Origin of the sequence: Blautia pseudococcoides (assembly GCF_001689125.2) — a bacterium.
Classification (GTDB): domain Bacteria; phylum Bacillota; class Clostridia; order Lachnospirales; family Lachnospiraceae; genus Blautia; species Blautia pseudococcoides.
Window position 1 is genome coordinate 1,298,497 of the sequence record NZ_CP015405.2, and the last position, 26,359, is coordinate 1,324,855.

Consider the following 26,359-nt stretch of genomic DNA (forward strand, 5'->3'; position numbering starts at 1 on the left):
GAATAACATGAGTGACTTATTACATATTTCATCTTCGCCTCATGTGCGGTCGAAGGTGAGCACCAGCGGCATTATGGGCACGGTACTGCTCGCACTGCTGCCGGCAGCTTTATTTGGTATCTATAATTTTGGGCCTCACGCGCTTTTGCTGATTTTGATCTCTATGGCAACATGTGTGGCAACAGAGGCGGTCTATGAACATTTTATGCACAAAAAGCTGACGGTCAGGGACTACAGTGCAGCTGTCACCGGCCTTCTTCTGGCCCTGAACCTGCCGCCGTCCGCACCCTGGTGGATACCGGTCATCGGTGGTGTGTTTGCGGTTCTGGTGGTAAAACAGCTTTTTGGCGGACTGGGACAGAACTTTATGAACCCGGCCCTTGCAGCCAGATGTTTTCTTTTGATCTCATTTACCGGCAGGATGACGAATTTTGCTGTCCCTGAAAATGCCTGGGGCAAAGTGGTGGATACGGTATCAGGTGCTACCCCTCTGGCAGCCTTAAAAGCAGGGGAGAGCGTTGATGTTATGAGCCTGTTTCTGGGCAACGTACAAGGAACTATCGGTGAGACCTCTGCACTGGCTATCTTGATCGGTGCAGCCATTCTGCTTGGAACAAAAGTGATCGACTGCAGGATCCCTCTTACCTATATCGGTACCTTTGCTGTATTTGTGCTGCTGTTCGGCGGACATGGTTTTGATATGAGCTATCTTGCAGCACATCTCTTCGGCGGCGGCCTGATGCTGGGTGCCTGGTTTATGGCAACCGATTATGTGACCACTCCGATCACGAAAAAAGGACAGTTGGTTTACGGTGTCTGTCTCGGTGTGTTTACCGGGCTTTTCCGTATTTTCGGCGGTTCAGCGGAAGGTGTTTCCTATGCCATCATTTTCTGTAATCTGCTGGTACCTCTCATTGAGCGGGTGACCATGCCGGTTGCTTTCGGAAAAGGAGGTAAGAAAGCATGAAAAAGAACACAATTTTAAAAGATACGCTGATTCTTACCGCGATCACCTTGATCTCCGGCCTGCTTTTGGGTCTGGTATATCAGATCACAAAGGATCCCATCGCTGAGCAGAAAGAGATGAAAAAACAGGAAGCTTATATGGCTGTTTTCTCAGATGCAGATTCTTTTGAACCCTATATTCCGGCGGAGGATGCCGATTTGTCTGCATACCTTACCGAAAACGGCTACACAGCGCAGACCGTCAATGAAGTGATGAAAGCTGTGGACGCACAGGGCGAAGTGCTGGGATATGCCATCAACATGACCACATCCGAGGGATACGGCGGTGATATTACATTTTCAATGGGAATAAAGAGTGACGGTACCTTGAACGGAATTGAAATTCTGGATATCAGCGAGACTGCCGGCCTCGGCATGAATGCCCAGAAGGATGAATTTAAAGATCAGTTTAAAGATAAAAAAGTTGACAAATTTGAAGTGACCAAGACCGGGTCACAGACAGACAGCCAGATTGATGCCTTAAGCGGTGCGACTATCACATCCAAGGCCATGACAGGCGGTGTCAATGCCGGTCTGTGTGCATTCCAGTATTGTGTAGAGGAGGCTGAATAGGATGAGAGAAAATTCACCTGCGGAGCGTCTGTATAACGGTATCATCAAGGAAAATCCTACCTTTGTTCTGGTACTGGGTATGTGTCCGACTCTGGCAGTTACAACAGCAGCCATCAACGGCATTGGCATGGGACTTACCACAACAGCGGTGCTCATGATGTCCAATCTGTTTATTTCCCTTCTTCGGAATATCATTCCGGATAAGGTGCGTATGCCTGCGTATATTGTTATCGTGGCATCCTTTGTTACTGTGGTAGAGCTTTTACTGGAAGGATTTATCCCTTCGCTCTATGATTCACTGGGTATCTATATCCCTCTTATTGTAGTGAACTGTATCATTCTGGGAAGAGCCGAGTCCTTTGCTTCCAAGAATACTCCTGTTGCATCTATTTTCGACGGTATCGGCATGGGGCTTGGATTTACCCTCTCCATTACCATCCTGGCGGCATTCCGTGAGCTGATCGGTGCGGGTACCGTGTTTGGATTCCAGGTTATGCCGGGCGCTTATGAACCGGCAACGATCTTCATCCTGGCACCGGGAGCCTTTTTTGTTCTGGCATTTCTGGCAGCTCTGCGGGCCAGGATCCAGGATAAGAAGCCAAAGGAAGAACAGCATCCGGTGCATTGTATGGAAGGCGGCTGTGCATCCTGCGGCAACAAATCCTGCAGCGGCAAATTTTACGACAACACGGAGAAGAAATAGGAGGATAGGAGCATGAAAGAATTATTGATTATTGCGGTCGGCGCGGCGGTAGTAAACAACGTTGTGCTGAGCCAGTTCCTGGGATTGTGTCCGTTCTTCGGCGTTTCCAAGAAAATTGAGACGGCAGCCGGTATGGGCGGGGCAGTTGTCTTTGTTATCACGCTGTCCTCCCTGGTCACCAGTCTGATCTATAAGTATCTGCTGGCAAATCCCCACGTGAACATGCAGTTTCTGCAGACCATTGTATTCATTCTGGTCATTGCAGCCCTGGTACAGTTCGTGGAGATGTTCCTGAAAAAATCCATGCCGGCTCTGTATCAGAGTCTGGGTGTATATCTGCCTTTGATCACAACAAACTGTGCGGTTCTGGGTGTTGCTGTCATCAATGTGCAGAAAGAGTACAACGTGCTTCAGAGTACCGTCAATGGTTTTGCCACAGCAGTCGGCTTTACCATCTCCATTGTACTTATGGCAGGTCTGCGTGAGAAGATGGAATACAATGATATCCCCAAATATTTCCGGGGATTCCCCATGGTACTGTTGACAGCCGGTCTGATGGCCATTGCTTTCTTTGGCTTTTCCGGCATAATCTAAGGAGGCGCGGAATATGGTTACAGGAATTGTGATTGCGGCGGTTTTGGTAGGCGGCGTAGGCCTCTTTATCGGAGTCTTCCTGGGAGTAGCAGGAAAGAAATTTGCCGTAGAAGTAGATGAAAAAGAAATTTTAGTCAGGGAAGAGCTTCCGGGCAACAACTGCGGCGGCTGTGGATATCCGGGCTGTGACGGCCTTGCGGCTGCCATCGCAAAAGGAGAGGCTCCTGTAAATGCCTGTCCCGTGGGCGGAGCACCCGTGGCAGCCAAGATTGGGGCTGTTATGGGAGAGGAAGTGGGAGACACGGTCCGCATGACCGCATTCGTAAAATGTGCCGGTGACTGTGAAAAAACCACAGAGTTGTATGATTATACCGGCGTGGCAGACTGTAAAATGATCTCCCAGATGCAAAACGGCGGAGCAAAGTCCTGCAGCTTCGGCTGTCTGGGCTCCGGTACCTGTGTAAAGGTTTGTCCATTTGACGCAGTCCATATTGTAAACGGCATTGCCCTTGTTGATAAGGAAAAATGCAAAGCCTGCGGAAAATGTGTGGCGGCCTGTCCAAGGCACCTCATTGAACTGGTCCCTTATGATCAGCAGCACGCAGTGGCCTGCAGCTCCAGAGAAAAAGGAAAAGCGGTTATGAATGCCTGCAAGGCAGGCTGTATCGCCTGCAAAAAATGTGAGCGCGAGTGCCCGGCACAGGCCATCACCATTGATGACAATCTGGCACATATTGATTCAGAAAAATGCACCAACTGCGGCAAGTGCCAGGAAACCTGCCCAAGAAAGATTATCTGCTGATGAATAAGAAACAAATATATATTTTCATATGTCTGACAGCCGTCTGCCTCCTTGCGGGCGGCTGCGGTCAGAAAAAAAAGGACATGGTGTCAAAAAAGGGATTCTTTTTTGACACCATGATTTCTGTTTCCGTCCTTTGTGACAGCCAGAAGCAGGGAGAGACTCTGCTGGATGAAGTATTTGCCATGTGCAGCAAGTTTGAAAACATATTCAGCAGAACAAAAGAAGAAAGTGAGCTTTATCGTTTGAATCACAGGTCAGGAAATGAGGTGGCGGTGTCAGAGGATTTATATGCCCTGCTCTCCTGCGCAAAAGAGTATTATGAGAAGACAGACGGAAGATTTGACATCTCTGTGGCGCCTCTGTCAGATTTGTGGGATTTTAAAAGTGAAAACCCCAAAGTCCCGGATCATGCGCAAATCAAAAAAACACTGGAAAAAACAGATTATTCCCAGGTACACCTGGAACCGGAGCATAAAGTGGTCTTTGATGATCCGGATACCATGCTGGATCTGGGAGCGCTTGCCAAAGGGTATATCGCGGACAAGCTGAAGGCGTATCTGGTATCCAAAGAGATAGAGGGAGGCTGCATTAATCTTGGAGGCAATGTGCTGACCATCGGGAAAAAGGAAGACGGGAGTCCCTGGGAAATTGGGATTCAGAAACCCTTTGCCAAGAGGAATGAGATTGTGGCGTATGTGGAGTCTGTGGGGAGTTCGGTTGTCTCTTCCGGAATCTATGAAAGATATTTTGAAGTGGACGGAAAGCTGTATTATCATGTGCTGGACCCTGAGACGGGGTATCCTGTGGAGACAGATTTGGCACAGGTGACCATTCTTTCAGATGGGTCTTTGGAAGGCGATGCGCTTAGTACCAGTTGTTTGATCCTGGGGTATGAAAGAGGGAGACAGCTGATTGAAGATACTTCTGGGGTGGAGGCTGTGTTTGTGAAGAAGGATGGGACTGTGGAGACTACGGGTGGGGTGGAATTGAAGAAATAAGGAGGGGGGACGGAAAAGACGGGCGGCGGGTCTGGGGGTGAGGGGGTATGTATCCTTTGGCTCGACGTTCCAGAACCTCCGAGCTAACTGCTAACTGCGGCTAAGACGCTCGCCGGCCCTTTCCTGTTTCTTGGCAATCCGCAGGGCTTTGGCGCTTTTTTGGTTAAAAGAGATTGCCTTTTTTTCCGTCCCTTTTGCCATCATAAAATATTCCCACTGCGAACGTACATTTGCATTTTCTCTCCTCTTATGTTAGAATGTTAAAATGAAAATGAAAAAAAGAGATATAGGACTGATTGGCATAGTATTGCTGATCGCTTTTTTATGCTGGCTTATCCCCTACATCCGCGGTCAGTTTACATACAAAGAAGCACAGCTTCGCATCACGGTGGACGGAGAAGAGTATGGTGTTTATTCCTTGGAGGAGGACCAGGTTATCCACATAGGGGATACGAATGTGTGTGTGATCAAAGACGGTTATGTATCCATGACAGAGGCAGACTGCCCGGATCATCTCTGTATGAAGCAGAAGAGGATTTCAAAAGAAGGCGGTACTATTGTCTGTCTGCCTAACCGGGTTGTGCTGGAGATCACAGGAGATGAGTCTTTGGATGCCCCGGATGTGGTGGCGTCATAACTGATACGGGAGATATGGATATGAAGAAGACAGCATACATGGGGCTGTTTGCAGCGGTTGCCATTATATTCGGATATGTGGAAACTCTGCTCCCGTTTTTTGCGGGAATCCCCGGAATTAAGCTGGGACTGGCAAATCTGGTCACTGTGATTTTGCTCTACCTGTTTGGATGGAGAGAGGCGGCAGTTGTCTCTTTTATAAGGATATTGGTGATTGGATTTATGTTTGGAAATTTGTTTTCCATATTATTCAGTCTGGCCGGGGCGGCTTTGAGCCTACTGGTGATGGTGCTGCTGAAAAAAAACGGCGGGTTTTCCGTGGCAGGTGTGAGCATTGCCGGCGGCGTGACACATAATATCGGACAAATTCTGATAGCGGTCTGCGTGGTGGAGAATGTGAACCTTTTTTACTATCTTCCCGTGCTTCTGATAGCCGGACTTCTGACCGGACTGCTGATTGGCGTATTATCCGGTGAGATTATGAAACGAATACCTGGAAAGGATTTGACATGATTGCATACATAAAAGGCGAAGTGATTGAAATAGAAGAGGATAAATTGATTCTGGAGTGCGGAACTATAGGGTATAATATCTCTATGCCTGCATCGGCCTTGGACGGCACCCTCCGTCCGGGACAGGAAGTAAAAATACATACACATCTCCATGTGAGGGAGGATGCCATGCAGTTATATGGCTTTCTCACACGGGATGATCTGAAGATGTTCCGAATGCTTTTGGGAGTCAGTGGGATTGGGCCAAAGGCAGCACTGGGGATCCTCTCCGGACTGTCTGCGGATGAGCTTCGGTTTGCAGTGCTGTCTGATGATGTGAAGACCATCTCCAGAGCCCCCGGTGTGGGGAAAAAGACAGCCCAGAAGATGATCCTGGAGCTGAAGGACAAGCTGGATCTGCAGGAGGCCTTTGATACCAAGACCATGCATGTGCAGGACTCTTCCCAGGCTGAGACAGGGGACCTTGCGGATGCCAGGAAGGAAGCTGTGCAGGCGCTCACTGCCCTTGGATATTCCGGCAGCGAGGCTTTGCGGGCTGTGAAGCAGGTGGATATGTCTCCTGACATGAATGTGGAAGAGATACTGAAGCAGGCACTTAAAAAAATGAATTTTTAGCGGGATGAGAGCATGGATAAAAAGAGAGTGATTACCACAGACGTAATAGAAGAAGACCTGAAAATAGAAGGAAATCTGCGCCCGCAGTATCTGGATGACTATATTGGACAGGAAAAGGCAAAGAATAACCTGAAAGTTTACATAGAGGCTGCAAAACAGAGGAATGATGCATTGGACCATGTATTGTTCTACGGCCCTCCGGGACTGGGTAAGACAACGCTTGCGGGCATCATAGCCAATGAGCTGGGGGTACATATGAAAGTGACCAGCGGTCCGGCCATTGAAAAGCCGGGGGAGATGGCAGCTATTCTCAACAATCTGCAGGAGCATGATGTGCTCTTTGTGGATGAGATCCACAGGCTGAACCGGCAGGTGGAGGAGGTGCTCTACCCGGCCATGGAGGACTATGCCATAGATATTATGATAGGAAAAGGCACAGCGGCCCGCTCTATCCGGCTGGACCTTCCGAAATTCACACTGGTGGGAGCTACAACAAGAGCAGGCCTTTTGACTGCACCCCTTCGTGACAGGTTTGGGGTGGTGCACCACCTGGAATTTTATACGGAGGAGGAACTGAAAACCATCATTCTGCATTCTGCAAAGGTCTTGGGTGTGGAGATTGACGAGGAGGGGGCCTGGGAGATGTCAAAGCGTTCCCGGGGAACGCCAAGGCTGGCCAACAGGCTCTTAAAGAGAGTCAGGGACTTTGCCCAGGTACGGTATGACGGGAAGATCACCAAAGAGGTTGCGGATTTTGCCATGGATCTTCTGGAAGTGGACCGATATGGACTGGATCAGACCGACCGGCTTTTACTCACCACAGTAATTCAGCGTTTTTCCGGGGGACCGGTGGGACTGGATACCCTTGCCGCGGCGATCGGTGAGGATTCCGGTACCATTGAAGATGTCTATGAACCTTATCTTATTAAGAACGGATTTCTTCTGCGCACCCCCAGAGGAAGGGTGGCAAGTGAGCTGGCATACCACCATTTGGGGCTGAATCAGACAGGGGAATGAGAAAAAGGTTGTTTTTCTGCATATTTCGATTATAATAGACAGTGGAAATAAAATGCAGATGATGGAAAGCACTCTTTTGGTACTTTCTGTTATCATGAATGAAAATCGGGAGGAGCCCTTTAATGGCAGTTAAGAATACTACACAGGTTTTAATCGGAGGCAAGATTATTACCCTGAGCGGATATGAAAGTGAAGAATACCTGCAGAAGGTTGCATCTTATATGAATAATAAAATGACGGAATTGGGACAGCTCCCAGGTTACAGCCGTCAGTCCGTGGAGACAAAACACACGCTTCTGAGCCTGAATGTGGCAGATGACTATTTTAAGGCAAAGCGGCAGGCGGAAATTTTCGAGGAGGATCTGGAGGCAAAGGACAGGGAGATGTATGATTTAAAGCATGATCTGATCACCAGCCAGGTACAGCTTGAGAATGCCAGAAAAGACGTGGCCCTAAAAAATGAACAGATAGATAAGCTGCAGAACAGAATAGAGGAACTGGAAAAAGAACTGGAAGAACTTTTAAAATAATAGAAAGTATGCCTGACGTATTTTTTATTGTGAAGAATAACGGCTGCGTGTAAAACTTCCGGAACATAGAATGATAGGGCGCGCTCCGGACAGAAGGAACACGTCCTTTTATTATTTTATAAAGAAAATTATGATAACGCGAATTTTGGAGGAGACAGATTATGAGAGCAGAACTGCTGGCACCTGCCGGCTCTTATGAAGGGCTTCGGGCTGCTGTCACTGCGGGGGCGGATGCGGTCTATATTGGCGGCCAGATGTTCGGAGCCAGGGCATATGCCAAAAACCCGGACACGGACCAATTACTTGAGGCCATAGATTATACCCATCTGCACGGCAGGAAAATTTATATGACAGTGAATACCCTGCTTAAAAACAGGGAGCTTAGGGAACAGCTATACACCTATCTGGCTCCTTATTACCAGCAGGGCGTGGACGGTGTGATCGTACAGGACTATGGTGTTCTGTCTTTTATTAAAAGGGAATTTCCCGGCCTTCCCATCCATGTGAGCACCCAGATGGCTGTGACCGGCCCCTGGGGCGCAGAACTTTTAAAAGAGGCAGGGGCGTCCAGGATCGTGACAGCCCGTGAGTTATCCCTGGAGGAGATCCACAGGATCTACCTGGAAACAGGTGTGGAGATCGAGAGCTTTATCCATGGAGCGCTCTGCTACTGTTATTCCGGTATGTGCCTGTTTTCCAGTATGCTGGGAGGCAGGAGCGGCAACAGAGGAAGATGTGCCCAGCCCTGCAGACTTCCCTATGAAGTGTATGACGGGGAGAAAAAACTGGGAAATAAAGGGGAGGAATACCCTTTGAGCCCAAAGGATATGTGTACCATTGACATCCTTCCGGAGATTTTAAAAGCGGGGGTCTATTCCCTGAAAATCGAAGGGCGGATGAAAAAGCCGGAATATGCGGCCGGTGTTACGAGAATTTACAGAAAGTATCTTGATCTATATGAAAAGAACCCAAAGGGGTACCGTGTCCTGGAAAGTGACAGGCAGGAGCTTTTAAAATTATACCAGAGAGACGGATTTCATGAGGGATATTATAAACAGCACAACGGCAGGAATATGATCGCGGTGCAGAATCTGAAAGCCCAGGATAACAGAGAAAAGGGGCCGGGAAAACGGGATGAGGAATTATTTTCGCAATTGAAAGTTCAATATGTTGATAAGAAATTGCAAGAAAAAATTTATGGAAATGTAATCCTCTTTTGCGGAAGCCCTGCTATACTGGACTTGAAATATGGATCCCGCCATATACAGGTGGAGGGGGAAATGGTACAGGCCGCACAGAAGCAGCCCCTCAGCGCGGAGCGGGTGAAAAAACAGATGGAAAAGACAGGAAATACCCCGTTTGTCTTTGAAGGTCTGGATGTGCAGACCGACGAACAGGGTTTTCTGCCTATGCAGAGCCTAAATGAACTGCGCAGAAAAGGCCTGGAGGCACTGACAAAGGAGTGTCTTTCCCCGTACAAAAGAACTTTGCCTGTGCGGACTGCAAAGCCGGACCGTATGGGAAAGGGAGCAGGAGACTCCAAACGCTTCTATGTATCTGTGGAGACCTGGGAGCAGATGGAGGAAGCTTTAAGACGTGGAGAAGTGGACGGCATTTACTGCAGCATATCCATGTTCTGGGGAGACAGCTTTGAGGAAAAGACCAGGTATGCCATGGAATATATAAAAGAATTCGGCAAAGAGTGTTATCTGGCATTGCCCTATATCCAGAGAGAAAAGATCCTGGAGGGCAAAGAGGAGGAGCTTGAAAATCTGGCAGGGTGTCTGGATGGTTTCCTGGTCCGGAATCCGGAAGAGCTGGGATACTTAAAGCGTCTGGGGCTTGCAAAGAAAGCAGTCTGCGATTACGCTTTATATGCGTTTAATGATGAGGCGAAGGCTTTTCTGGAGGATCAGGGCGCGCTTCGCACCACGGTTCCTCTGGAGCTGAACGGCGGCGAGATACGCCGCAGAGACAATGAGAACAGCGAATGGATCATCTATGGGTATTACCCCATGATGATATCTGCCCAGTGTCTGAAAAAGACCTGTAACACCTGTGGTAAAAAAAGCGGATCTACCCGCCTGAAGGACAGGTACGGGAATTATTTTCATACCCAGTGTGTATGCGGCTTCTGCTATAATGTAATTTACAACAGTGTTCCCACAGGACTATTAAGGGAGGCAGACCAGGTAAAAGCCGCATCTGTTTCGGCAGTCCGTATGAACTTTACCATAGAAGGGAAAGCTGAAACTGGAAGACTGCTCGATTTGTTTCTGGATGTTTACAAGAAAAATAAAGACGTGCCCGGCCAGGTGCCTGACTTTACAAAGGGACATTTGAAACGGGGCGTGGAGTAGGTGAAGAGTTGATAAATTTAATTGTAGAACTTTCCAAATATCTGCTGCTGATACTGGCAGCCCTCTATACGCTGGAGAGTTTCAGTGTATTCAAATACAAAGCGGAGGATGATAAGCGGTATATATTGAGAAAACAGCTTATCGTGATCTTTTTCATGGACTTTGTGGCTTTTCTTGTTATCTTTCTGAAAACAGAGAAGATGGAAGTCATTTATTTCTTTGGAGCCCAGCTTCTGTATTTTATAGTGGTTCAGGTACTTTACAGAATTTTTTACAAAAAGGCGTCATTGCTTTTGCTGAACCATATGTGTATGCTGCTCTCTGTGGGTTTTATCATGCTGGCAAGGCTGGATACGGATTCGGCGGTAAGACAGTTCCGGATCGTAGTGATCGCCACAGTCATTGCCATGGTAATTCCGGTCATGATAAGAAAGCTGACATTTTTGAACAAATGGACCTGGTTTTATGCCGGAGCAGGTATGCTGCTGCTCCTTGTGGTGCTGGTTCTGGGCAAGAATGTCAATGGAGCCAAGATCAATATTTCCCTGGGCGGATTTGCATTTCAGCCTTCAGAGTTTGTTAAGATAATTTTTGTGTTTTTTGTAGCCTGCAGACTTTACAGGAAAAAAGCCACCTTTCAGGACCACGTGATCACAACGGCGATCGCCGCAGCTTATGTGCTGGTGCTGGTGGTATCCAGGGACCTTGGAAGCGCCCTGGTGTTTTTTATCACATATGTGGTCATGCTGTATGTGGCCACCAAGAAACCGCTTTACCTATTGGCAGGACTGGGCTCCGGCTGCGTGGCTGCTGTGGGTGCTTACTTCCTCTTTGGCCATGTGCGTCAGAGGGTGGTGGCCTGGAAGAATCCTTTCTCTGTTTATGAGGGGTCTGGTTACCAGATCGTACAGGGACTTTTTGCCATTGGTACAGGCGGGCTTTTTGGGATGGGGCTTTGTCAGGGTTCACCCAATATGATCCCTTTTGTGAAGCAGGACTATATGTTTGCAGCGATCTGTGAGGAACTGGGCGGTCTTTTTGCCATGTGTCTGATTCTGATCTGCATGAGCATGTTTCTGCTGGTAGTCAATATTTCCCTTCAGATCAAGAAACCATTTTATAAGCTGATCGCGCTGGGGCTGGGAACAGAGTACGCGTTCCAGGTGTTTCTCACCATCGGCGGCGTGACAAAATTTATCCCCATGACGGGAATTACCCTTCCCCTTGTCAGCTACGGCGGAAGCTCTGTATTAAGCACCATTATTATGCTGGCGATTATCCAGGGGTTATATATTTTGAGAGAAGATGAGGATGAAGAACTTGAAAAGCAAAAAGAAAAAAGAAGAGAAGCGTCTCTTAAAGGAAGAGAAGGCGTTGGAGAAAAAAGAATTAAAGGCTAAGAGAGCCCGAAACCGGGAATATGCCATAGTCAGTTATTTTTTCGTTTGCATCTTTATTTCTTTGATTGGCTATATGGTTTATTTCCAGGTGGTGAAGCGTGAGGGCGTGATCAGCAGCCCTTACAATACCAGGCAGGACCAGTTCGAGGACCGGGTGGTACGCGGCAGTATTCTGTCAGCTGACGGACAGACTCTGGCCTATACCCAGGTAAATGATGACGGTTCCGAAACCAGGGTATATCCTTACAACAACGTGTTTGCCCACGTGGTGGGATATGATGCCAACGGCAAAAACGGTCTGGAATCCCTGGCGAATTTCCAGCTCATGTCCTCCCATGACGGCTATCTCTCCCAGGCAGCCAATGAGCTGAAAAGTGAAAAAAACCAGGGTGACAATGTAGTCAGTACACTGGACACGTCTCTGCAGCAGACAGCCTACAATGCCCTGGGTGACAACCGGGGCGCCGTGGTGGTCCTGGACCCAAAAACCGGGGCCGTTCTGGTATCAGTAAGCAAGCCCGACTTCAACCCAAACACCGTGGCGCAGGACTGGGATTATCTGGTCAATGACAGCTCCAACAGCAGTCTCTTGAACCGGGCCACACAGGGTGCGTATCCGCCGGGTTCCACATTTAAGATCGTGACAGCCCTGGCATACTTAAAAGCCCACGGCAGCATAGACGGATATTCCTACAACTGCAGCGGCAGCATTACCATGGATGACCACACCATCACCTGCTATGACGGAGAAGTACACGGGGAGGAAGACTTCACCACAGCCTTTGCCGAATCCTGCAACAGTGCGTTTGCAGGCATCGGTGTAGACCTGGGCAGATCAAAACTGACGCAGACAGCGGAAAGCCTTTTGTTTAACAGCAAACTGCCCATTCCCATCGAATACAATAAAAGCAGATTTGACTTAGGTGACCACCCCGGCAATCCGCTCCTAATGCAGACCTCCATCGGGCAGGGCAACACCTTGGTTTCCCCCATGCACATGGCCATGATCGTCAGTGCTATTGCCAATGACGGCGTACTGATGAAGCCATACTATGTAGACCACGTGGAGAATGTAAACGGAGACATAGTAAAAACTACCAAGCCTGCAGAATACAAACAGCTTTTAGAGACCAGCGAGGCACGCACCATGCAAAGCCTCATGGAGGAGGTAGTAAACCGTGGAACCGCATCCTCTTTAAGCGGAGAAAACTACAGCGCTGCCGGCAAAACCGGTTCAGCCGAATACTACGGCTCCGACGGGGATATCAGAACCCATTCCTGGTTCGTAGGATATTCCACAATGGGAGACTCCCAGATCGCCATAGCCGTCATAGCTGAAGGCGCCGGAACCGGCAGCTCCGTAGCCGTCCCCATAGCCCACGAAGTCTTCAACGAATACTACTACTAAAAAACCGCTTAATAAGCCATTCAAAAATATCAATAAACTTACTGCCTTGTCTCTTTCATAGCCGGAAAAACCCACACTTTCCGAAATCTAACGCATTAAACTCTTTTTTCCACCTATGAAACTACGCGGGGCAGTCACCCCCCCTCCTCCCGCTCCCTTCCTCTTCCGTCCCCCTTTCCCATCCCCCTGTGCAGTTTCCATTTTATCCCTTGCACAGGTATCTAAAAAGAGTTATACTAATACCAACGAAACACAACGCTGACCCGGAAAAGGGTTTTACAGGAGGACTTGCACTATGATTGAAGCAACGAGCTGTGGCGGGGTGGTAATATATCGGGGAAAGATACTGACCTTATACAAATCCTATAAGCACAAATATGAGGGCTGGGTTTTGCCGAAAGGGACAGTTGAAGAAGGCGAAGACTATAAGGATACAGCGCTGCGTGAAGTGAAGGAGGAGGCAGGCGTAGCTGCGAATATCATCAAATATGTAGGTAAAAGCCAGTATAGTTTTTGTGTGCCGGAAGATACTGTGGAAAAGGACGTTTACTGGTATCTCATGGCGGCAGGCAGTTATTACAGCCGGCCACAGAGAGATGAATATTTTGTAGATTCCGGTTTTTACAAGTTCCATGAAGCTTACCATCTATTACGGTTTTCCAACGAAAAGCAGATTCTGGAAAAGGCTTATAATGAATACCTGGATTTGAAAAAATCAAATCTTTGGGGAAACAAAAAGTATTTTTAGTTATTCAGCTGACGAAAGGGACTGGTTTTTCCAGCCCCTTTTTGTACTTTTACTTGGCACCAGGTAACCCGCTATGACAGCTTTCATAAAAAATGGAGGAGGTAGCCATATGTTAGAGCAGATTGATTTAACAAAAGAGATGGGGAAAGAAGAGTACAAAGAAAAGATGGAGATTCTGGAAGGGACCCTTTCCCGCCTGCAGAGAGAATGCAGAGATTTGGGGATTCCGGTTATGATCCTTTTTGAAGGGTTCGGAGCAGCCGGAAAAGGAGTGCAGATCAATAAACTGATCCATCCGCTGGACCCAAGGGGATTTAAGGTTTTTGCCATCAAGCAGGAGTCCAAGGAGGAGCGCATGTATCCGTTTTTGTGGCGCTTCTGGACCAAGACACCGGAGAAGGGAAGAATCGCTATTTTTGATACAAGCTGGTACAGAAGAGTGTCCGTGGACCGGTTTGAGGAAAAACTCTCACCGGAAGAGCTTATGTATGCCTACCAGGAAATCAATACATTTGAGAAAACTCTGACAGACGACGGTGCGGTACTGATAAAATTCTTTATGCATATCAGCAGAAAGGAGCAGAAGAGGCGTTTTGACAAGCTTCTGGATAATAAGGAGACAGCCTGGAGAGTCAGCAAGGCAGATTTAAACCGCAACGAGGAATATGGCACTTACAAAGCCATGCTGGAGGAAATGCTGGAAAAGACTGAGACGGAGTGTGCCCCGTGGACTATCATTGAGGCCATGGACCGCCGTTTTGCCACTGTGAAGATCCTCTCCTCCGTGATTGACAGCCTATCGGAAAAAATAGAGGAGGTCAAAGCAGAAAAACTGGCAAAAGAAGAGAGAAAGAAAGTGGAAGCGGGGGCCGAAACAGAGACAAAAGAGTATGAGCCTCTCCCCAAAAAGGTTCTGGAATCCTCCACTTTAAGCAAAGCGGACCTGACGCTGGCCTATACAAAGGAAGAGTACAAGAAGAAATTAAAAGACTTACAGGACCGCATGGCGATCCTCCACAGCGAGCTGTACAGCCGCAGGATCCCTGTGGTACTTGGATTTGAGGGCTGGGACGCGGGAGGCAAAGGCGGTGCCATCAAACGTCTTACAGAAGCCATGGACCCAAGAGGATATGTGGTGAATCCCACGGCGGCGCCGTCTGTTGTGGAGAAGAATCATCATTACCTGTGGCGGTTCTGGAAGGACATGCCAAAGGCAGGCCATGTTGCCATATTTGACCGTACCTGGTACGGAAGAGTCATGGTGGAACGGATTGAGGGATTCTGCACAAAGGAAGAGTGGCAGCGGGCCTATAAAGAGATTAATGATATGGAAGCCCATCTGGCCCATTCAGGAGCTATTGTACTGAAGTTCTGGATGCACATTGATAAGGACGAGCAGGAGCGCAGATTTAAAGAGCGCATGGAAAATCCGGAAAAACAGTGGAAGATCACGGATGAAGACTGGAGAAACCGGGAAAAATGGGACCAGTACGAGGAGGCAGTCAATGAGATGGTCATCCGGACATCAACCTCCTACGCACCATGGATCATCGTGGAGGGCAATGACAAGTATTATGCCCGCGTCAAGGTGCTGGAATCTGTTGTAAATGCAATTGAGAGAAGGCTGAAGGAATCCAAATAAGGATGGAAATTTATGTTAAACTGGTATAAGAATCTGTATGTTGGCGATAATGCAAAAAAGAAACAAAAAAAGCTGATACGGAAGATCGATCAGGGTGCAGGGGTCATTGATGTTTATCTTGTGACCCTTGCTGTCAACCCGGCTAATTCACTGGAAATAATTTCTGCCAATTATTTGCTGCAGAAACCAGTCAGGAGAAACTGTCCCATGATCGTGGGACTCTGCTCGGGATATTATGAGGCTGTGGACCTGGTGGAACAGATTGCAAAAGAAGTCTATGAGGATACAGGCGCTATGGATATCCGCGGCTGGCTCCTTGAAAAGACAGCCCGGGAGAAAAAAAGAGACTGACAGGTGGGAAGATGATGCTGATACATATAATTTTGGGTATACTAAAAATAATCGGAATTCTGCTGCTGGTAATTTTGTGTCTGCTTCTTCTCCTTCTGCTGTCACTGGTCTTTGTGCCCGTGCGATATTATGGAAGCGCTTACCGGGAGGACGGGGAGTATGAGGCAAAAGTGAAGATATCCTGGCTGTTTCATCTGGTCTTTGTCACAGGCAGATATGGTTCCGAGACGGAGGGAATACAGCTTTCCATTCGTTTTCTGGGAATACCCGTGGATGTGGTATTGAAAAAAATTGCTGCCTGGAGCCAGAAGAGGCAGAAGAAAAAGTCAAAGAAAAAGTCAAAGAAAAAGCCTGAGCTTACCACAGCGGAGGAGAAAAAAACCGCTGTACCGGAGAAGGAAGGAACAGAAGAACAAAAAGCACTTTTGGACAAAGGAAAGGAAACTGCAGAGCAGGCGGAAGCAGTTTCGGAACAGCCGCGCAGCGTTAAACAGGCACTGTTGGAAACAAAAGAGCAGGCCGGCCAAAATGCCAAAGCGGCAACGGTAAAGCAAAAGGAAGAGCCAAAGCCAAAGCGGAATCCCCTGGACAAGATTCGCAGAATTTTCGCGAAAACTGCAGAGATCCTTAAAAAAATCTTTGCTCTTCCCGGAAAGATCAAGGCGGCTTTTGTAAATTTTAGGCGGACAGCCAAAGAAATTTATGGTAAAATAAAGCAGGGAAAGGAATTACTTTCTTCAGAATCCTTTTTAGGAGTAAAGACTCTGATCTTTGGAGAACTGGGCACCCTTATGGGACATGTACGGCCCAGGAAATTAAAGGGGGATATCTATTTTGGATTTGATGACCCGGCTCTTACAGGGCAGGTGCTTGCAGCGGCCAGTATCTTCTATCCGTTTTACGGAAGGGGATTTTCCCTCCATCCTTATTTTGACAGAGTTATATTGGAAGGAAGGGCTCAGATCTGGGGAAGAATGTACGGTGTGATATTTGTCCGTACAGTCTGGAGACTGTTCCGGGATTCCAATGTAAAGGAATTGAGAAAAAAATTCAGGAAAGACAAGTAACGCCTTCCGGGTCCAAATGCCTGGAATGTGAAAGAAAATAAACAATAAGGAGGAAACAACTATGGCTTCAGATAATAGTTTCAAGACAACGGTGGATTCCCTCTTCAAGGGAATGGACAGCTTTATCACCACCAAAACAGTGGTAGGTGAGGCGATCACGGTGGGGGATACCATTATCCTTCCACTGATCGACGTATCCTTTGGCGTGGCTGCAGGGGCATTTGCGGATGACAAGAAGAACAACGGCGGCGGAGGTATGGGCGGCAAGGTTTCCCCAAGTGCGGTGCTGGTGATCTCCAATGGCAGTACAAAGCTGGTCAATGTAAAGAATCAGGACGGCATTACCAAGATCCTGGATATGGTCCCTGATTTTGTGAATAAATTCACGGATGGTAAAAAAGTGGAAGTGGCTGCTGCAAAAGAGCCTGCAAAGAAAACGGGATTTGAGAAGAAAGAGGCAGAGGAAGCCAAAGAAGAAGACAAAACAGAAGAGTAAAGAGGATACCGCACATAAAAAAGCCGCCGGGAAGTCATTCATGGCGGCTTTGTGCATATATTAAAGTAAACAGGCAAAAGGAGAAACAGAGAACTGTGCAGAGACTCATTGGATTTTTACTTTTTTGGATTGGAGTAGGGCTGTTTCTTGCCTTGATCTTTCCAAAAAGCTTCCTTATGGTATTACTTGCGGCACTCTGTATGCTGGTAGGGTATAATCTTTTCTGCTGCTGAATGAAATAGAAGATAGAAGAGGACAAAAAAAGACCTTGTCTCATCGGACAAGGCCTTTCCTCATTCTTTACGCTCTCTCCACTTTACCGCTTCTTAAGCAGGAAGTACAAACATACATTTTCTTTGCAGCACCGTTTGCTGTTTTTACTTTAACAGATTTGATGTTGGATTTCCACATCTTGTTTGATCTTCTATGGGAATGGCTCACGTTGTTCCCGAAATGAGCACCTTTTTCACAAATTGCACACTTTGCCATGGTAGCACCTCCTTAACATAGAATAAGTCCGTGTATACAAACTCACAACAATAGTTATTTTAACAGAAGATAAGAGGATTTGCAAGCGAAAATATAAAAATTTTAAATTAATATTTCGTTTTTGGGAAAGATATGTTAGAATGGTTCTATGAAAAAGCGGCTGCCCGGGGAATATGCGAAGCAGCGGCCAAGAAAAAAGCTATGGAGGTGTCCGTGCATGGATGGACTTGTTGATACAGGATTAGGTAAAATAATGATTGATACGGATGTCATCGCTACTTATGCGGGAAGCGTGGCAGTCGAATGTTTTGGAATCGTAGGCATGGCGGCGGTCAGTATGAAAGACGGGCTTGTTAAGCTCCTGAAGAAAGACAGCCTGAAGCATGGAATCAATGTCATCATCACCGATAATAAAATCACTCTGGAATTTCACGTGATCGTAGCGTACGGCGTGAGTATCTCTGCCGTGTCCGACAATCTCATCAGCAATGTGAAATACCGGGTGGAGGAATTTACCGGTTTGACTATAGAGAAGATCAATATCCTTGTAGAGGGCGTAAGAGTAATCGATTAATTAAGGAGGAAACTTGTTTTGAATACCAATACCGTTGACGCTAAGATGCTTGGCAGGATGTTTCTGGCTGGTGCCAAAAATCTGGAAGCTAAGAAAGAATGGATTAATGAACTGAATGTGTTCCCTGTACCGGATGGTGATACGGGAACGAATATGACGCTGACAATTCTGTCTGCTGCTTCCGAAGTAAGTGCTCTTGAGGATCCGACCATGAAGACACTGGCAAAAGCCATCTCTTCCGGTTCTCTGCGCGGGGCAAGAGGAAACTCAGGCGTTATCCTTTCTCAGCTTCTGAGGGGTTTTACAAAAACCATTGAACATTACGATACCGTGGATGCTCCTGTATTTGCGAAAGCATTTGAAAAAGGTGTGGAAACCGCCTATAAAGCTGTTATGAAGCCAAAGGAAGGAACCATCCTGACAGTAGCCAGAGGCGCGGCTGACAAGGCCCTGGAGATCGCGGAGGACTGCAGTGATCTTGGGAGTTTCTTCACAGATGTCATTGCCCATGCAGAACATGTGCTCTCCAGAACACCGGACATGCTTCCGGTCCTCAAAGAGGCGGGTGTTGTGGATTCCGGCGGTCAGGGACTTGTAGAGGTTCTCAAAGGTGCTTTTGACGGCTATCTGGGCAAAGAAATTGATATGAATTTTGAGAAGCCCAAATCCTCAGGCATGAGCAAACCGGTATCCGCAAAGGAGAGTAATATCAAATTCGGTTACTGTACAGAATTCATTATTATGCTGGAGAAGGCATTTCCGGAAAAAGAGGAACAAGCTTTCAAGGAGTTTCTTATGTCTATAGGAGATTCCCTGGTAGTTGTGGCAGATGATGAAATCGTTAAGGTGCATGTACATACCAATGATCCTGGTATGGCAATCCAGAAAGCCCTGACCTATGGCCAGCTCTCCAATATGAAAATAGATAACATGCGTCTGGAACACCATGAAAAGGTGATCAAAGAGGCAGAAAAGCTGGCAGCACAGCAGAGGGAATCCGTGCCGGAAAAAGAAGTGGGATTTATCTCTGTATCGGTAGGGGACGGCATGGGAGATATCTTCCGTGATCTGGGCGCCGATTATCTCATAGAGGGCGGACAGACTATGAACCCAAGTACAGAGGATATGCTGAAAGCCATTGAGCAGGTACATGCCAAGAATATATTTGTGTTCCCAAACAATAAAAATATTATTCTGGCAGCAAATCAGGCAAGGGATTTGACAGAGGATAAGAATATCATTGTCATTCCAACCAAGACCATTCCCCAGGGGATCACGGCTCTGATCAATTATGTACCGGAGAAGACAGTGGAGCAGAACACGGAGGAGATGCTGCAGTGCATCGGTAATGTAAAGACCGGACAGGTCACTTATGCGGTGAGAGATACCAGGATTGATGATAAGGAAATCCGGCAGGGTGATATTATGGGAATCGGCGACCACGGTATTTTAGCTGTAGGCGAGGGCGTGGAAGGGATTACCATGGAGACCATTGACGCTATGGTGGATGAAGATACAGAGATCATCAGCGTATATTACGGTTCCGATGTGAACAGGGAGGACGCCCAGCGTCTGGGTGAGAAGCTGGAGGAGCGTTATCCGGATTTTGATGTGGAAGTAAATAACGGCGGTCAGCCGATTTATTATTATGTGGTATCCGTGGAATAACCTGCGTGAAGGTACTGAACAGTTACAGAATAAGAGGTGTGGACGCGGCTTTAGCCTGCTGCGGAAACACCTCTTCTTTACACCAGGGGAAGGTTTTATACGGTCAGTCCGGTAAATACGCGGACTTGCCAAAGAGTTACGAAAGACAGCAGTGTCAGACAGGGATGGAGTAACAGATATGAGAGAAGCAGATGCAATCCGTTCCATCAAGGGAATTGGTGAGAAGACAGAAAAATTATTTGCGAAACTGGGGATACGAAGTGTGGGTGATCTGCTTAGATACTACCCCAGGGACTACGAAGAATATGCGCAGCCTGAGAGCATCCCAATGCTGAGGCCCGGGAAAAAGGCTGCTGTGGCCGGCAGGATAGCCGGAAAAGTTGGTGTGCGCAGTACAGGAAGGCTCACGGTGGTGACAGCTGTTCTGAAAGAGGAGGGAAAAAGCCTTTCCCTGACCTGGTATAACATGCCCTTTTTGAGAAATACCATATCCTCGGGAAGCTGCTACATATTTCGTGGAATGGTCACGGAAAAGAAAGGGCGCCTGACAATGGAGCACCCGGAGGTATTCACGCCTGAAAAGTACGGAGAGATGCTGCACACGCTGCATCCGGTTTACGGCCTGACCAAAGGACTTACGAATAAGCTGGTGGTCAAGACGGTACAGCAGGCTCTGGATGAGAAGGAGATCGTGCAGGAATATCTCCCGGAGGATTTCCGCAGCCATTATCACTTGGCGGAATATAACTTTGCGGTTTCTGAAATCCATTTTCCAAGAGACAAAAAGAATATGCTTCTGGGCAGAAGAAGGCTGGTATTTGATGAATTTCTATTTTTCATACTGGCTGTACGCATGATGAAAGAAAAGACCCAGGATGCTGCCAGCCATTTTACCATGAAACCCGTTTGGGAGACAGAGAATGTCATAGAGAACCTGCCCTACCCTCTGACCAATGCCCAGAGGCGTGTTTGGGGGGAGATCGAGAGGGATATGACAGGACATACCCTTATGTCCAGGCTGGTACAGGGTGATGTGGGAAGCGGAAAGACTATTATCGCATTTCTATCCATGATCCTGGCAGCTGTCAATGGATACCAGTCTGCGCTGATGGTTCCCACAGAGGTTTTGGCTGCCCAGCACTTTGAAGCGCTGAAAAAACTGTTAAAGGAGCAGGGACTGGCCTTTGAGCCGGTGCTGCTGACAGGTTCCTGTACAGCAAAGGAAAAGCGGATGATTTACGAGCAGATATCTTGCGGGCAGGCGAAAATGGTGGTGGGCACCCACGCCCTGATCCAGGAGAAGGTACAGTACGAGAACCTGGCTCTGGTCGTGACGGATGAACAGCACCGCTTTGGTGTGAACCAGAGAGATGACTTGTCTAAAAAGGGGGAGAAGCCCCATGTTCTTGTCATGAGTGCAACCCCCATACCCAGGACGCTGGCCATAATCCTGTACGGAGATTTGGATATTTCCGTCATTGACGAGCTTCCGGCAAGAAGACTGCCCATAAAAAACTGTGTGGTAGATATTTCTTACCGGCCAAAAGCATATGCTTTTATGGAGCGGGAGATTCAGGCCGGAAGACAGGTCTATGTCATCTGTCCCATGGTGGAGGAGAGTGAAGGGCTGGAAGCGGAAAATGTACTGGATTACACAGAGCGCCTGCGAAACATCATGCCTCCGGACATAAAGACAGAGCCACTTCACGGCAGAATGAAACCCGCTGACAAAAATAAGATCATGAGTGCCTTTGCTTCCGGTGAGATACAGATTCTGGTATCCACTACAGTGGTGGAGGTAGGTGTGAATGTTCCCAATGCCACAGTCATGATGGTGGAGAACGCGGAGCGATTCGGCCTGGCGCAGCTTCACCAGCTCAGAGGACGCGTAGGGCGCGGGGAACATCAGTCTTACTGCATATTCATGCAGGGGCAGGACGCCCAGGAGACAAAGGAGCGTTTGGAGATTCTGGTAAAATCCAACGACGGCTTTGAAATCGCAGGGGAGGATCTGCGGCTCCGGGGACCGGGGGATCTGTTCGGAATCCGTCAGAGCGGAGATATGGAATTTGCTCTGGCTGATATATACCAGGATGCCCAGGTGTTGAAAGAGGCCAGTGAAGCGGGAGGAGCAATCCTGAAGCTGGACCCGGATTTATCACTGGAACAACACAGAAGGCTCAAGGCACGTCTTCTGGATTATGCGAAGGAACGGCTGGAGCTGCCGGGACTATAGAGAAAAGGTGCGTAACGGTGAAGATACTGAACAGTTACCAAGGTGTGACAGCATGAAGAAAAATGCATTAGCAAAAGATTTTTTTATGGAGATAAAAAAGACCAGGAACCGGTTTCTGTCCATTATGCTCATTGCAGCACTGGGCGTTGCTTTTTTTGCCGGTGTGAGGGCAGCGGCTCCGGATATGAATATGTCGGCAGACCTTCTGTATGACAAGAGCAATTTCATGGATATCCGCGTACTGGGCGACCTGGGTCTTACAGAGAAAGACATAGAGGCGATCCGGGATATAAAGGGTGTGGAGAATGTGCGGGGCGGCTACAGTGCCGATGTGCTCTGCAGTACAGAGGAAGCACAGCTTGTAGTCCGCATGATGTCGGCCAATGACCATATCAACAAGATAACAGTAAAACAGGGCCGTATGCCAAAAAAACCAAACGAATGCCTTGCGGACGAACGGTTTTTAAGCCTTTCAGGCTATAAGGTAGGGGATACGGTCACTGTAAAATCCGGTACGGATGACGATATCGGGGATACACTTGCGGTCACAGAATATAAAATTGTGGGAAGCGGAACCACTGCCTATTATCTCAGTCTGGACAGAGGAACCAGCAAGATAGGAAACGGGGAGCTGAGCAGCTTCCTGGTTATTCCTCCGGAAAGCTTTTCCCTGGAAGTGTATACAGAGGCCGTGATACGTGTAGCAGGAGCCGGAGAACTCTTGTCAGGATCTGAGAAGTACGAGGATACGGTAAAAGAAGTGGAAGACCGGCTGGAAGCCATTGCAGACGGCCGTTGTAAGATCCGCTATGAGTCGGTTCGCCGGGAAGGTCAGGAAAAACTGGATGATGCGTCCGCGGAGATAGAGGAGAACCGGAAGAAGCTTGCGGATGCAAAAAAGGAACTGGATGACGGAGAAAAAGAACTCACGGATGCGGAACAAAAACTTGCGGATGCAAAAGAGGAATTAAAAACCGCCAGGGACAAATTGACTGACGGGGAAGCCCAGCTTGCAGACGGCCAGGCACAGGTGGCGGATGGTGAGAGCCAGATCGCAGAGGGATGGAACTCCTATTATGAAAATGCGTCCACTCTGAAAGAAAAGACGCAGGAACTGGAAGATGCCCGGGCGCAGACTGCAGACGGTGAGCAGCAGATTGCGGAGGGCTGGCAGGAAATTGGCACACAAAAAGCAGCGCTTGCGGATGGTCGAAGCCAGATCGAGGAGGGGAAAGCCCAGATAGCCCAGAGCAAACAAAAGCTGAATGACGGAATCGCACAGACAAAAAACGGTATTGCCCAGGTAGAGCAGAAAATCCAGGAGATAGAGGCAGGTCTGCCTGCTGTCCAAAACGGTATTACAGAGGTTACGGATGGCATCAGCCAGGTGGAAGCAGCACTAGCGGATCTGCAGCAGAAACAGGCGGCTGTCCGGGATGGGATTGCCCAGTTAGAAGAGCAGCTTGCCGCTTTGCCCCCTGAGGCGGAGGATATCCGGCAGCAGTTAGAAGCCCAGCTTGGTCAGGCGAGAGAGCAGGAGGCAGCACTTGCAGCAGGAATCACAGCCGCTGGGGAGAAGCAAACCGGCCTTCAGTCAACTCTGCAGCAGCTTCAGGAACAGAAGGAACAGATGGATCAGGGCCTTCTGGTACTCAAAGAGCAGCAGAATACCCTGCCAGTCACATTGGAGGATCTTCAAAAGCAGTTAGCCCAGGTGGAGGAGCAGGAAAAGACCTTGGCATCCAAGGAGGCAGAGCTTGGGGCGGGGGAGAACCAGTTGGCCCAGGCGGAGGAACTCATCAAGGAGAAGGAGCAGGAGCTGGAAGCTGGAAAGTTTCAGGTGGAGGAAGGTGCAGTCCAGCTGGCTGACGGAGAAGATCAGCTAGATGAGGCCAGGGCACTTCTGGAATCCAAGGAAACAGAGCTTGCAAGCGCCAAAAACCAGCTCATCCAGTCAAAAAAAGAACTGGATGACGGAAAAGCACAGCTTGCGGACGGAGAAAAAGAAATCGCAGACGGGGAGTCTGAGATTGAGGAGAACCGGCAGAAGCTTGCGGATGGACGCAGAGAATACGAAGATAAAAAAGCCGATGCCGACGAGAGGATAGCGGATGCCCGGCAAAAAGTTGCGGATGGGCAGAAGGAACTGGACGAACTGGATGTGCCGGAATGGCACGTTCTCAACCGTGATCACATACAGACTTATGTGGAGTACGAGCAGGATGCTGACAGGATCAAGGCTATCGGGGATGTATTTCCGGCAATCTTTTTCCTGGTTGCATCCCTCATATGCCTGACCACCATGACCCGCATGGTGGAGGAAGAGAGAACCCAGATCGGCACCTTGAAGGCGCTGGGATATAGTAAGTTATCCATAGCGGCAAAATATTTGTGTTATGCCCTCCTGGCGTCTCTTATAGGCAGCCTGGCGGGGCTGGTGGCAGGGCAGAAGATACTGCCGCCTGTCATTATCAATGCTTATGGCATTCTTTATAATAACCTTCCTGAGGTAGTGGCACCCCTTCATGTGGGGTATTCCGTGTCATCCACACTTCTGGCTATTGCCTGCACCACAGCCGCAGCCGGAATCGCCTGTTATAAAGAGCTTATGTCCACACCTGCAACACTGATGCGGCCAGCAGCTCCAAAGTCAGGAAAAAGAGTGCTGCTGGAACGGGTGGGGATCATCTGGAATCACTTAAGCTTTACCAACAAATCCACAGTCCGCAACCTGTTCCGTTATAAGAAGCGGTTTTTCATGACTGTGCTGGGCATCGGCGGATGCATGGGACTTCTGCTGGTGGGATTCGGCGTCAAGGATTCTGTCCGTTCCATTGGCACGATCCAGTATAATGACCTGCTGTCCTATCATGCAGAGGTGGTTCTGGAGGATAAGGTGACACAGGAGGAAAAGGACGAAGTGGTGAAAGCCATGGAGAAGGATAAGGACATCAAATCATTCATGGCAGTTTACAAGACATCCATGGATATTGAAAACGTGAAAGAGGATGTGACGAAAAGCGCCTATGTCATGGTCCCGGAAGATGCAAAAGAATTCAAAAAATATGCTGACCTGCGCAGCCGCACAACAAAAGAACATTATGAGCTGTCAGATGACGGGATCATCATATCGGAAAAACTGGCAAAGCTGCTGGATGTGAAGGAAGGCGACACGGTGGTCCTGAAAGAGGAGGAGACGGACCGTTTTGAAGTGAAGGTTTCCCATATTACAGAGAATTATTTCCTTCATTACATTTACATTTCACCCAAACTGTACAGCCAGGTGTTCGGTGAAACGCCGGAATTTGTGGATTATCTTACGATCAATAGCTCCACGGAAAGTTCTTTTGAAGATAGTATGCAGGAAAAATATATGGCATATGACCAGGTGTCCGAAGTGTCTTTTATCACCAAAACAGCGGACAGGATCGCCAATATGCTGAAAAGCCTTGATACGGTCATCTATGTACTGGTCATCGCTGCAGGCCTGCTGGCGTTTGTTGTATTATATAATCTGAATAACATTAATATCAGTGAGCGGATCCGGGAGCTGGCTACTTTAAAGGTCCTTGGATTTTATGATATGGAAGTATCCAGATATGTACTCAGAGAGAATGTCTGCCTGACGCTTATTGGGTGTTTTCTGGGGATTTTCTTTGGAAAAATCCTGCATAGGTTTGTGATCCTCACAGCGGAAACGGATATTATGATGTTCGGCAGAGACATTGAAATCATCAGTTTTGTGTACAGTATCCTGATTACTTTATTCTTTTCAGCAGTGGTAAATTTCTTCATGCATTTCCGCCTAAAAAAGGTGGATATGGTGGAGTCCATGAAAAGTGTGGAGTAAAAAACTTGAATTTTTTTAAAAAAAGGTATATGATTAACGGGAAAATCGAAATTTCAAAGGGTATGTAAAAGGAGGAGATTTA

At 48.1% G+C, this 26,359-nt stretch carries 24 protein-coding genes; 23 read left to right on the plus strand and 1 reads right to left on the minus strand.

Features of this window, described 5'->3' with window-relative positions:
- The first annotated feature begins 7 nt into the window (after window positions 1-7).
- The 19 genes from A4V09_RS06025 (at window position 8) to A4V09_RS06115 (ending at window position 17,460) form a co-directional block, all read left to right on the plus strand.
- Entirely contained in the window at window positions 8-967 is a 960-nt protein-coding gene (locus A4V09_RS06025; RefSeq protein ID WP_065541552.1) for an RnfABCDGE type electron transport complex subunit D, read from the plus strand.
- On the plus strand, window positions 964-1,578 hold the full coding sequence (locus A4V09_RS06030) for an RnfABCDGE type electron transport complex subunit G (RefSeq protein ID WP_065541553.1): 615 nt from the start codon (window positions 964-966) through the stop codon (window positions 1,576-1,578). Before A4V09_RS06025 ends, A4V09_RS06030 begins: the two co-directional genes overlap by 4 nt.
- A 1-nt stretch (window position 1,579) precedes the next feature.
- Window positions 1,580-2,281, plus strand: coding sequence for an electron transport complex subunit RsxE (gene rsxE, locus A4V09_RS06035; protein WP_065541554.1), 702 nt, complete (start codon window positions 1,580-1,582; stop codon window positions 2,279-2,281).
- Between the two features lie 12 nt (window positions 2,282-2,293).
- The gene (locus A4V09_RS06040) at window positions 2,294-2,875 is read left to right on the plus strand and encodes an electron transport complex protein RnfA (RefSeq protein ID WP_065541555.1); all 582 of its coding nucleotides are present in this window, start codon (window positions 2,294-2,296) and stop codon (window positions 2,873-2,875) included.
- A 13-nt stretch (window positions 2,876-2,888) separates the two neighbouring features.
- The gene (locus A4V09_RS06045; protein WP_065541556.1) at window positions 2,889-3,677 is read left to right on the plus strand and encodes an RnfABCDGE type electron transport complex subunit B; all 789 of its coding nucleotides are present in this window, start codon (window positions 2,889-2,891) and stop codon (window positions 3,675-3,677) included.
- Window positions 3,677-4,678 carry an FAD:protein FMN transferase gene (locus tag A4V09_RS06050; RefSeq protein ID WP_065541557.1) on the plus strand — a complete coding sequence of 334 codons (1,002 nt, stop codon included), beginning with the start codon at window positions 3,677-3,679 and terminating at the stop codon, window positions 4,676-4,678. Before A4V09_RS06045 ends, A4V09_RS06050 begins: the two co-directional genes overlap by 1 nt.
- Window positions 4,679-4,943: 265 nt before the next feature.
- The gene (locus A4V09_RS06055) at window positions 4,944-5,315 is read left to right on the plus strand and encodes a NusG domain II-containing protein (protein WP_198168573.1); all 372 of its coding nucleotides are present in this window, start codon (window positions 4,944-4,946) and stop codon (window positions 5,313-5,315) included.
- Window positions 5,316-5,335: 20 nt separating this feature from the next.
- The gene (locus A4V09_RS06060) at window positions 5,336-5,827 is read left to right on the plus strand and encodes a Gx transporter family protein (RefSeq protein ID WP_084043449.1); all 492 of its coding nucleotides are present in this window, start codon (window positions 5,336-5,338) and stop codon (window positions 5,825-5,827) included.
- Window positions 5,824-6,441 carry a Holliday junction branch migration protein RuvA gene (gene ruvA, locus A4V09_RS06065; RefSeq protein ID WP_065541559.1) on the plus strand — a complete coding sequence of 206 codons (618 nt, stop codon included), beginning with the start codon at window positions 5,824-5,826 and terminating at the stop codon, window positions 6,439-6,441. Before A4V09_RS06060 ends, ruvA begins: the two co-directional genes overlap by 4 nt.
- 12 nt (window positions 6,442-6,453) lie before the next feature.
- Window positions 6,454-7,458: a Holliday junction branch migration DNA helicase RuvB gene (gene ruvB / locus A4V09_RS06070; protein ID WP_065541560.1), complete on the plus strand. Its 1,005-nt coding sequence runs from the start codon at window positions 6,454-6,456 to the stop codon at window positions 7,456-7,458.
- Between the two features lie 122 nt (window positions 7,459-7,580).
- Complete coding sequence (locus A4V09_RS06075) at window positions 7,581-7,988, plus strand: cell division protein ZapA (RefSeq protein ID WP_065541561.1); 408 nt, start codon at window positions 7,581-7,583, stop codon at window positions 7,986-7,988.
- Window positions 7,989-8,149: 161 nt separating this feature from the next.
- Window positions 8,150-10,348: a U32 family peptidase gene (locus tag A4V09_RS06080; RefSeq protein ID WP_065541562.1), complete on the plus strand. Its 2,199-nt coding sequence runs from the start codon at window positions 8,150-8,152 to the stop codon at window positions 10,346-10,348.
- Window positions 10,349-10,356: 8 nt separating this feature from the next.
- A complete protein-coding gene (locus tag A4V09_RS06085; RefSeq protein WP_065541563.1) occupies window positions 10,357-11,748 on the plus strand; it encodes an FtsW/RodA/SpoVE family cell cycle protein in 1,392 nt (463 codons plus the stop codon).
- Window positions 11,654-13,156 (plus strand): peptidoglycan D,D-transpeptidase FtsI family protein, encoded by a 1,503-nt coding sequence (locus A4V09_RS06090; protein WP_065541564.1) that lies wholly within the window; start codon window positions 11,654-11,656, stop codon window positions 13,154-13,156. Before A4V09_RS06085 ends, A4V09_RS06090 begins: the two co-directional genes overlap by 95 nt.
- A 295-nt stretch (window positions 13,157-13,451) precedes the next feature.
- Entirely contained in the window at window positions 13,452-13,904 is a 453-nt protein-coding gene (locus A4V09_RS06095) for an NUDIX hydrolase (protein ID WP_065541565.1), read from the plus strand.
- Between the two features lie 109 nt (window positions 13,905-14,013).
- The gene (pap, locus tag A4V09_RS06100) at window positions 14,014-15,546 is read left to right on the plus strand and encodes a polyphosphate:AMP phosphotransferase (protein ID WP_065541566.1); all 1,533 of its coding nucleotides are present in this window, start codon (window positions 14,014-14,016) and stop codon (window positions 15,544-15,546) included.
- 12 nt (window positions 15,547-15,558) lie between these two features.
- Window positions 15,559-15,897 (plus strand): hypothetical protein, encoded by a 339-nt coding sequence (locus tag A4V09_RS06105; RefSeq protein ID WP_065541567.1) that lies wholly within the window; start codon window positions 15,559-15,561, stop codon window positions 15,895-15,897.
- 11 nt (window positions 15,898-15,908) lie between these two features.
- Window positions 15,909-16,964 (plus strand): hypothetical protein, encoded by a 1,056-nt coding sequence (locus A4V09_RS06110; RefSeq protein ID WP_157123459.1) that lies wholly within the window; start codon window positions 15,909-15,911, stop codon window positions 16,962-16,964.
- 61 nt (window positions 16,965-17,025) lie between these two features.
- Window positions 17,026-17,460, plus strand: a complete 435-nt coding sequence (locus A4V09_RS06115; RefSeq protein ID WP_065541569.1) for a GerW family sporulation protein — start codon at window positions 17,026-17,028, stop codon at window positions 17,458-17,460.
- A 300-nt stretch (window positions 17,461-17,760) separates the two neighbouring features.
- Here A4V09_RS06115 and rpmB read toward each other — a convergent pair whose 3' ends face one another.
- Window positions 17,761-17,949, minus strand: coding sequence for a 50S ribosomal protein L28 (gene rpmB, locus A4V09_RS06120; protein WP_018598007.1), 189 nt, complete (start codon window positions 17,947-17,949; stop codon window positions 17,761-17,763).
- Window positions 17,950-18,166: 217 nt separating this feature from the next.
- On the opposite strand from rpmB, the gene A4V09_RS06125 reads away from it, so the two are divergent.
- From A4V09_RS06125 to A4V09_RS06140, 4 genes are all read left to right on the plus strand, one after another.
- Window positions 18,167-18,523, plus strand: coding sequence for an Asp23/Gls24 family envelope stress response protein (locus tag A4V09_RS06125; protein ID WP_033141735.1), 357 nt, complete (start codon window positions 18,167-18,169; stop codon window positions 18,521-18,523).
- An 18-nt stretch (window positions 18,524-18,541) separates the two neighbouring features.
- Window positions 18,542-20,191: a fatty acid kinase ATP-binding subunit FakA gene (locus A4V09_RS06130; RefSeq protein ID WP_065541570.1), complete on the plus strand. Its 1,650-nt coding sequence runs from the start codon at window positions 18,542-18,544 to the stop codon at window positions 20,189-20,191.
- A 178-nt stretch (window positions 20,192-20,369) separates the two neighbouring features.
- Window positions 20,370-22,427, plus strand: coding sequence for an ATP-dependent DNA helicase RecG (gene recG, locus A4V09_RS06135; RefSeq protein WP_065541571.1), 2,058 nt, complete (start codon window positions 20,370-20,372; stop codon window positions 22,425-22,427).
- A gap of 52 nt (window positions 22,428-22,479) precedes the next feature.
- Window positions 22,480-26,277 carry an FtsX-like permease family protein gene (locus tag A4V09_RS06140; RefSeq protein WP_065541572.1) on the plus strand — a complete coding sequence of 1,266 codons (3,798 nt, stop codon included), beginning with the start codon at window positions 22,480-22,482 and terminating at the stop codon, window positions 26,275-26,277.
- Window positions 26,278-26,359: the final 82 nt, after the last annotated feature.